Genomic DNA, 9,058 nt, shown 5'->3' with positions numbered 1-9,058 from the left:
GAGAACGGATCATGGATGATCAAAATCAATCATGGATTGAAACACATATATTTAATTAAACGTCAACCCTAATTGTGCCAGTTTAAGGTGCGTTTGCCCTGCTATCAGCTTCGTCTTTCCGCGCCTGTGGTGTTTGCGCCAGAACTCGTAACTCCCCCGGTGCTGCGGAAAAGCTGAAAGTTATCGGCGTGGAAGCAGTGGCAATAACTAGAGCAAGGAAACTCAGACCAAGGTTGGGAACGCGCATACCGAAAGATAAATTATAAAGTTAAAGCTGGGCAGGAGAATCATGGGGCTTAAGTAATTAAGTTAAGCCTTTTGAATCATCAAAATCCTAAATTTTTGGTGAATGAGGCTAAATTTTGGGATAACTTAACCGCAATCCCACCGCTTTTTGATGGCTTATTGCTATATAGCTCTGAGCGGGGTGGGGGTTATGCAATTCCAACAAAAGGAATGGGGCATCAATATATTAGGCAGGTGTGGTCACCGCAGCTCCACTCGACTATGTTGCACAGTTTCCCAATCTTCAATGGGAAAAGTGACTCAACCCAAGGGCTTCAGTTGCTTAACAGCCCTGCGTTCCTCTAGTGTCAACTCCGCCCACACTGCTGATTTAAATTCCTCAGTCCATTCTGACAACAGCGAATCAATCATCTCCCAAGATTCCTCGGCAATACACTCCTTAATCAATTCCGCATTCGCCGACACATTGCTAACAGCATCATTATCTGTAACCACCAACTCCGACTCAGAGGTCTCAAAGAGTGGTTCTTGAGCAGATAATTGATGTTCTTCATTTTGTCGGCAGTTGTCGGCGACTGTCGGCAACATTGTCGGCTTATTGTCGGCAATCTCAACAGCACTATTGGTAAAGGTTTCAGCCGCTTTATCTAAAATTGTCGGCGTTGTCGGCGTAATTATAGATAAATTTTCATCTTCATTAACCAGTGCAGGGGGCGACAGATTTCTATCGCCGACATTTAAATCCCCGACAATCAACTCGCCGACATTTAAATCCCCGACATTTAAATCCCCGACAATCACATCACAAAAATCGCCGACATTTAACTCGCCGACAATCACATCACAAAAATCGCCGACATTTAACTCGCCGACAATCACATCAGAAAAATCGCCGACATTCAACTCGCCGACATTTAACCCACCGACAAAAACATCCTCAAAATCGCCGACATCGCCGACATTTTTCATATTGGTTGAGTCTAACCCATTATTTACAAGGGTTTCACTTATTTTATCCATCGCCGACAAATCGCCGACAACCGCCGACATTTTTTGCGCATCAGTATTCAAAACCATTGATATATTTGGCATTGCAGGTTTTTTACTTATCGCCGACAAATCGCCGACATTTTTATGGGCGCGAAATTCTAACTTGGTTCCACTCCCCTTTAACTCGCCATAGCCCATATCTTTGGCTTTGATCATCAGTTCTCTAATTTCAAGCGACTTCATCCGCCCCTTAGCAGTTTGGTGGCGGCTAATCTCTCTGGCGTTTAACCAACCTTCTTCCCCGATTAACTGCCGTTTTGCCGACAAGTTGATCATCGCCAGGATTGCCGATTGTGTAGTTTCCCCGGCAATCTGTAAATGCACCGCCTGAATCTGCTTTAATAGATGTTCAATAATGTCAGCAGCTTGTTTAACCCGGTTTAAGGGAATAACTGTCTGCGGCGTGCCACAATTCGGGTCTGAAAGTTCATGGATTAGATGCAGGTTAAGTGACAATCTGCCCAACAATCCTTTGCATTTTTTCAGGAATTCTTTTAAAGCCCCATTGGGCAACCTGGCTGCTTCATACTGCCATTTCATATCTACTTGCCGAAAATATTTGTAAGCTTCACCCGTAATGTGATATGTCTGGGCTTGGCAATCCAATATGGCTTTGTAGAGTCCTTGGAGTATTTCGGTGATATTCACACTTAAGGCATTTTCGTCGGGTAATAGGCGAATGGTTTCCTGCAAGATAGAGAATGTAAACCTGGGCAGTAGTCCATCACTCGCCCCTAGCTGAAAATATTGGTGCAGTATCGAAGGTTGTAATCCCCCCAGCCAAGCGGTGTTAGTTTTTTCGACAAAAGTCTTTTTTGAAACTTTAGCTTCGCTAAAACCATCGCCGTCATACAAACTTAAAAATTCTTGGCGGTCATTACCCTGCCCCCGTTTATATTGGTTAAATCCCCCAAATAAACCTGACAATTCGTCAACCACATTCAAGATGGAGTAATCAGGGGCGCTGGCAATGTAATCTTTCAACCCTTCCAGGGTAGCCCCAGTTAAATACATTTTGTTGATTGGCTTGGGTGGTTCTGGTGCGGGAGTTGATTGTTTTGATTTTAGCCAATCGGCAAATTTTCTGTCGTACTGTTGTGATTCTTCTAGAAATCTTTTACTTTCGGCTTTTCTTAATGCATTGAGTGGTTTTTTGACTAGGGAGCGAAAGATAATCGATTTACCAGAACCACTATCACCGACTAAGGCATGATTGATGGCAGGGTTTTGATAAAATTCATTGTGCTTATTGCCAATCAAAACTTGAGTGCCAATCAGGTGCGAGGCGCTGATTAAGCTGATGAGCGACATTAATAATGATGTTTGTGGCAGGGATTGGTTGATGCCAAATAACATCAAAGCTGTGGCTAATTTTTCGGGGAGGAACTTTCTAACATCTAGTTCTAGGTTGGCAGTATCGAGAAAAACTTGAATATCTTCTTTGATGAGTTGGTCATCTTCTGATGTGTGATATTCGGTTTCTACATCGTCCAGGAATCGGTCTATTTTTACTGGATAATATTTTTTGCCTACCTCTGCCCTAAAGCAGCTTAATTCTGATTTTGATACGTCTGATTCCAGTAATTTGATGTACTCAGTTTTGAGGGCATCGTAGTTAATAGTAGTTGGGAATTGAATAAATTTATTTTCATTGCTTGCATTGGCGCTCTGCTCCTTGGGTGACGCGATCGCATTTTTTGTTTGTTGTGGATTAATATAAATGCTCTGGGTTCTCTGCCATGCTTTAATGCAATTAATCAGCGCATCATCAGTTAGGCTGGCTGTGGGATTGCTGTTTGAGGCTGATTTCCAAATCCGCTCTGCATCTTTAGTTGACAGTGGCGGGGAACATCGAGAACAATAATCATCGAATAGTTGTCTAGGTTCGCCAGCAAACCTTTCGCCAAGATAATTTAATCTGGCAGCTGTGCCAATTAAGTTTCGGGCAAGTTTGGCTCCGTTATCATCCCGGCTACCTTCGCCGACACCGTTATCTATTAAATTCCTGTCATCTAAGGTTAAACATTGGTACAGGGGTATATCGTCAACTAGTAAGGTTGGGGGTGTGGTGGTGGTAGTATTAGTGGATTCATTTAAGAAATACTCGATTACCCAGGTGGGGCATTGGGCAATCTCGCAATCAGAAGGAGAATTCACCCATTTATATGCGCCTGTTTCTGGGTGGACTGATGGGGGGAGAACGCTTTGACATCCATCCCACCGCAATTCCAGTAGCTGGTCTTTCCCAGAGTCTCCTTTTATGCCAGTGCTAATTTTTTGGGTTTCAATCACTGACCAATATTCTTCGGGTACTCGGACAAGATATTGACAGCGCCCTGGCTTACCTGATGTAAAGCTGACGGTTTTGGGTAATCCCCCAAGCTGGTTTAATTTTTCATGGGCTGCACTTCCATCTGCGTCTATGGCTAAAATTCCGCCCGACCATTTCCCGGTTCTTAGCCCGTAACCTTGGGGATAGCATTTACGCCGTTTTCCATTCTTGTAACTGACTGTGTCGCCGCTTTCAATGATCCGAGTTAATTCTTGGCGACTAATGGGGGAGGCATGGTTCCAATCTGCGCGGTATGGATTTTTATTGCCTAAAACGGGCGTTAGCGCCCATGAGCGAGGTATCAGTTTTAAACCGAAGATTAGTTGGGATGCTAGGTCTAGGGAGGGATTGGCGAATTCAGCAACCATTACGCGATACCTCCCTGAACAATATTCAATTGTTGATTATTGTTGAAAAAACAAATTGGTGATTTTTGACTAGGAGCTTCGTACTGCAGAGCGAGATTAACTGGTTGAAGTTTTAAGTTGGTAGTCATCACAGATTTTCCCCTGAATACTGATTTTTTGAGTATTGGAGGGGGTTATCGCGCTACTACACCTGTTATCTATGAGTTCTACGGGATTGCTTTTTTTAGGCTTTCTTTTTGTTAGTCCAAAAAAAGATAATTTTTTCTAGTCAAAATCTCCGAGTGAAAATATGTAAATTTCCACAGCAGCTCATATAATATGAGTAAGCAGCGCGGAATAGTCTCTTCTGCCAATCGGTGGTGTGCAGCTTGCCAACTATACAGCCACTTTTTTGGTTCTTCAGAGATAACCCCCGCTTCCCAATATTTGGAATATTTAGTTTTCTAATTTGGACAAAGCTTTTACGATTCAGTATCGCTTTGTCTTTTTTCATTAGGCTCTGGTTCTATTTGTACCTCCGTTAAATACTTCATTTAAGCAATAGCCTGATCTTACAAAAGTTTCTGCCTCCTGCAACTTAATATTAGTTTGATTTTTTACTTAAAAATTCGCTTCTCTTTGATTTTTACTTCTAGGCATCCTTGAAAATAGTTACTTCTAAGTTCAATACCATTGAGCGATCGCCTACTCCTGTGCCTCACCCCTTTTAGACTTAGGAGATTTTTTTTGAGGGGTTGGTTTGCTTGTTTCTCTTCTCTCAATCAGAGCCTTCTTGACTATCACGCTTATTAGTTGAGGAACCGACCGAAATTCGGATTCTGCCCATTCCTCTAAATCTTGGTAGTCTTCAGGATCGAAACTGATTGTTGTTCTAGGTCTTTTAGTAGGCATCAATAGCATCATTTGTCTATTTAACCGACATTATCAGCCATTGATACACATATTGGTTAGAATACACAACTTACATCATTTATTGACAAGTGATGTACCTTTAGATTAGTATAACAACATTCTCAAGCCAAAAACAGCCACAAAACAAAGGCAAAAGAAGCCAGGTGGCTATTGGACAACTTCACCAATTACAAAGGTGCGTTTCCCACTCTTGAGCAATTGGACAAACATCTGTCACAGGTGGCCCCTGACCCCAGAATTAATCTGGCACAGGTTAGTTTAATTCAACAGCAAACCCAACTTCCACAATCTCTCAACAGAGAACCAAAATTTATTGAGACTCCACAACCCCGATTTATAGAGTTGCCCAGTTCCCCACAAATTCTTAAACCATTATTTCCCAATATTGGGAATCAATCGAATCAAAGGAAAGCACCAGACATTCAATCAATGTTAGTACTGCCACTTCACAGCAGAGCGATCGCAATTATCGACGCATTAACCCAAAGCGGCTTTGACATCGCCAAGTGCATTCGTGACCAAATTACCGTAATTGCAGGTAATCAGCGAGGTGGTAAGGGTACATTAATGGCGATTTTAGCTATCCTCAGTAAAGCTTTGGAGCCAAACACCAAAATTCATTATTTCACCGCCGGGGATGATATATACCCGTTTCAATGCCATTACTTAGTATGCAGACTTAGTTACCCCCAAGTAGATGGTGCAAAGGCTGATGCTACTGTTGCAGGCGATTTGTACCAATATTTAAGGGAGATGGACAACGCTACTCAAAATAGTTACACAGATATTATTTTAGTGATTGATGAAGCTGTGGCTTTGTCTGATTATCTCACGGATGACCAGAAGCAATGGATTATTCGCTTCCTGTTCACTCGCGCCAACAAGAAGGGCGCTCAAATTTTCGTTGTCCTGCATGGTAAAAATCTCACTTCATGGGTGGGAACTAAAAACACCGCAGGTTTTGGCGATACTTTCAAAACTGGGGCTACATTTATCGGGTGTGAAGCCACGAGTAAAAAATTATCCCCGCTCAAATCCATTTCTGTTGCCACTGGTAAATATTTTTTAGCCGACCCAGACAGTTTTGAAAAATCAATATCCGGTGGTGAAATTGGGGTAGTACCAGATTGGTTAAAAACTGAAATTAATCCTGCCACATCTCAACCCGACCCTGCCCGAACACTTCTAAAATATTTTCCGGAAATAGTTGAGAATATTCCCAATTTTTTAGAAGTTCCAACACCAACATCACCTCAAAATAATCTGGCTGAAACCGTGGAGCAATTGGAGTCAATGCTGAAGTTAGAAGTGGCAGAAGTTGAGCCATCAGTTGAGCCAGAACTTGAAATTGACAGCAATTTTTTAGACCGGATTGTTGAACTTGTGCGTCAAGGAAAATCACCCGTTTCCTATGAAGCAATTCGCAAACATAAATCCTGGCTGCGCGATTGGAATATGAATAATCCAGGCAGAGCAAAACTGAGAACCGCACTTCAATTATTAACGCAGTCGGGAAGAATATTTGGGGATGAAATTACAGGATACTTTCTCCCCCCAAAAAATTAAAGCGTTCCCGTTCCCAGTAACCGTTGGAGTCCGTTCCCAATCTTGTAACCCCTATGGGTACGTGGGAACGTGGATTGGGTACGGGGTTGGGAACGCTAGTCTATTCGCTTAAACCTAGCAGTAAAAATTTTTAACTTGGATTGATTTTTTCGGGTCTAAACAATGTCAAAATTCCGCCTCAAAAATAACTTCAGCTTAGGAGACTTAGAAAAGTTTGTGGACGATTTACTTGAGAATCCCCCCTTATTTTTTGATTTTTTTAATCCAGGGTTTGCCCCTCCATTATCCATAACAGAGCTTCCCTGCCTCCCAAACTTGCTCGGACTTTATATTTTGGCGATTACTCATGGAAAAGCGTTGGAGAAGATTAGCCAAATAGTCTATATTGGTTCGAGCGCTGTTAGTATCAAAAAACGCTTTAAGGAAAAGCATCATAAAATGCAAGTTTTTTACCTCCTAGAAAACTTACTTCTTGATGCTCACAAAACTCATTTCGTAGATTTTGATAATTATGGACGGTTTTGTCTGGGGATTTTTTGCTGGCCAAATCCATTCATCGAACCAAAATTTCTCCGCAAATTCGAGGAGTTGTTGATTGATAAAATCAACCCCCCGTGCAATTACTTGAAGGTGGGGAAAAATCGAGACAGCGAGATAGAAGAAACTTTTCAGGAACTGGAGAATTTTTAGAAATCAAAGTTAGCCTTCGGTACATCACCAGAGGGCTTTTTAATTTCTGGGCTATTGGTGGAATTCTCAAATTCCCAACTTGGGAAAATGAGCCTACATTTTCTCCTGGGTAGGATGATGGGCACAAGTCAGCGATCACCAATGCTCAACCCCGCCCAGAGTTTGGTTAGGGGAGTATCTATTTGTATAAATGCGGCTAAGAGCCGGAAGAGACGCTAATCAAAGAGAACCGCTTTAAAGTGTTGAGATTCCGGAATTTTTCGTGGTATATCTGTATCCAAAAAAAAAGATTTGGATGCTGCACCCAACCATGCCCCAGGACTTCTCAGGACAAAATCTTCGTGGGCGCTCCTTCAAAGGACAAAACCTTGAGGGTGCAAATTTTAGTGGTGCAGATATCCGGGGTGCAGATTTTACAGTGGCGAATTTGAGGAGAGCAAACTTTAGCCATGCTACTGCTGGATTACAAAGGCGTTGGGCAATTTTCCTAGTTCTTGTTTCGTGTGTTTTGTTGGGAATGTCAGAATTTTTATGGTTTCTCAATGGTTTATTTGTGTCATTATTAAGCTCTAACAGCTTTTCCCCAACTACAGGCTGGACTGTCTTAATTGTATTGGTTGCTTTCTTTGCTGTCACGATTCGCCAAGGAGTAGCAGCTTTCGCTATAGCCGCAGTTATAGCCACAGCTATCGCCGTTGTCGCAGTTATAGCCGCAGCTGTATCCAACAGCATCGGAGTTATAACTGTAGACTTCTCCCAAGTTGCAATCTCAGCCGTGGCCTTAGTTGCAGGCGCAGCTGTGTCCGTAGCTGCATCTATAATCGGAGCGATTGCCGTAGCCATAGTTCGAGTCATTGCCGTTGATGGAGTTTTTGTCGCAGTTATAGTTGGAGCCATTACTGTTGCTGGAGCCATGTCCGCAGCCATAGTTGTTGCCGCAGCCGTAACCGTAATTGGAGTATTACTTAATTTCTATATAGGTTGGCAAGCTGTGAAAGGTGACGAACAATATTCCGTTGTTCGTAATATGGCTGTCAACTTTGCTGCAATAGGAGGCACAAGTTTTCGTGGTGCTAACTTAAGCAATACTGATTTCACCCAAGCTATGCTCAAAAGTACAGACTTTAGAAAAGCTAATTTGACTCGCACCTGTTTCCATAAAACTAAAAAACTAGATCGTGTTCGCCCTGGAACAACTTACCTTCAAAAAGCACAAGTAGTAAGCGTATTAGTTACTGGTCAGGGGCAAGACTTGAATTTTGAACGTGGAGACTTGCGAGGAGTAAATTTTCAAGGAGCAAATTTGGTAGATGCAAGTTTTATTGGCGCAGATTTGAGCGCGGCTAACTTACAAGACGCAGATTTATCCAGGGCGAAATTAGTACAAGCACAACTTAACGGAACCAATTTTACAGGAGCTACTCTCACCGGGGCTTACATTCAAGATTGGGGCATTACCACCGACACTAAATTTGATGGGGTGCGGTGTGAATACGTTTATATGCGACTCCCTACCAAAGAAAACCCAGACCCTCTCCGCAAACCAGACAACCACAAGGAGGTGTTTGCAGATGGGGAGTTTGGCGAATTTATTCAACCAATTTTCGACACCCTTGACCTCTACCATAACCAAGGTGTTGACCCAAGAGCAATTGCTGTTGCCTTTAAAGAATTAGCTGAAAATAATCCAAGCGCAGAACTTGAAATTGTAGCAATAGAAAGACGGGGCGAGGATAAAATCTTGCTTCCTGACTTTTCACGGGATGTGGAAAAGGAAATTGGTTCGCGATAGCTGGTCGCGAACCAATCCTCTGGACTTAAGATAATTTGCGTCCTCTAATATAAGGTGCTTGTAGTATCGTATTTTGGGGTGCAAATGAAACTATTAGAAGCA

Annotated in this window: 6 protein-coding genes; 3 read left to right on the top strand and 3 right to left on the bottom strand. The window is 42.5% G+C overall.

Translation table 11 applies throughout. The features are described 5' to 3' along the window. Nucleotides 1-82: 82 nt before the first annotated feature. The 3 genes from H6G41_RS33420 to H6G41_RS33410 form a co-directional block, all read right to left on the bottom strand. Nucleotides 83-247 (bottom strand): hypothetical protein, encoded by a 165-nt coding sequence (locus H6G41_RS33420; RefSeq protein ID WP_190752612.1) that lies wholly within the window; start codon nt 245-247, stop codon nt 83-85. Nucleotides 248-546: 299 nt separating this feature from the next. Further along, nucleotides 547-3,996: a DUF3987 domain-containing protein gene (locus H6G41_RS35530; protein WP_242038146.1), complete on the bottom strand. Its 3,450-nt coding sequence runs from the start codon at nt 3,994-3,996 to the stop codon at nt 547-549. A gap of 684 nt (nt 3,997-4,680) precedes the next feature. Continuing rightward, nucleotides 4,681-4,887 carry a hypothetical protein gene (locus H6G41_RS33410; protein WP_190752614.1) on the bottom strand — a complete coding sequence of 69 codons (207 nt, stop codon included), beginning with the start codon at nt 4,885-4,887 and terminating at the stop codon, nt 4,681-4,683. 240 nt (nt 4,888-5,127) lie between these two features. Between H6G41_RS33410 and H6G41_RS33405 the strand changes: the two genes are divergently transcribed. The 3 genes from H6G41_RS33405 (at nt 5,128) to H6G41_RS33395 (ending at nt 8,956) form a co-directional block, all read left to right on the top strand. Continuing rightward, the gene (locus H6G41_RS33405) at nt 5,128-6,474 is read left to right on the top strand and encodes a hypothetical protein (protein WP_190752610.1); all 1,347 of its coding nucleotides are present in this window, start codon (nt 5,128-5,130) and stop codon (nt 6,472-6,474) included. A gap of 216 nt (nt 6,475-6,690) precedes the next feature. Beyond that, nucleotides 6,691-7,164, top strand: coding sequence for a hypothetical protein (locus tag H6G41_RS33400; RefSeq protein ID WP_190752608.1), 474 nt, complete (start codon nt 6,691-6,693; stop codon nt 7,162-7,164). 310 nt (nt 7,165-7,474) lie between these two features. Beyond that, the gene (locus tag H6G41_RS33395; protein ID WP_190752605.1) at nt 7,475-8,956 is read left to right on the top strand and encodes a pentapeptide repeat-containing protein; all 1,482 of its coding nucleotides are present in this window, start codon (nt 7,475-7,477) and stop codon (nt 8,954-8,956) included. The last annotated feature ends 102 nt before the right edge of the window (nt 8,957-9,058 follow it).

Origin of the sequence: Tolypothrix sp. FACHB-123 (genome assembly GCF_014697075.1) — a bacterium.
GTDB lineage: Bacteria > Cyanobacteriota > Cyanobacteriia > Cyanobacteriales > Nostocaceae > Aulosira.
The sequence above is the reverse complement of the archived record's forward strand: the minus strand, read 5'-3'. Positions and strand labels throughout refer to the sequence as shown.

Bases quoted from the DNA above. Each gene is read 5' to 3' on its own strand.
- H6G41_RS33420 (WP_190752612.1), bottom strand. From the start codon at position 247: ATGCGCGTTCCCAACCTTGGTCTGAGTTTCCTTGCTCTAGTTATTGCC.
- H6G41_RS35530 (WP_242038146.1), bottom strand. From the start codon at position 3,996: ATGGTTGCTGAATTCGCCAATCCCTCCCTAGACCTAGCATCCCAACTA.
- H6G41_RS33410 (WP_190752614.1), bottom strand. From the start codon at position 4,887: ATGCCTACTAAAAGACCTAGAACAACAATCAGTTTCGATCCTGAAGAC.
- H6G41_RS33395 (WP_190752605.1), top strand. From the start codon at position 7,475: ATGCCCCAGGACTTCTCAGGACAAAATCTTCGTGGGCGCTCCTTCAAA.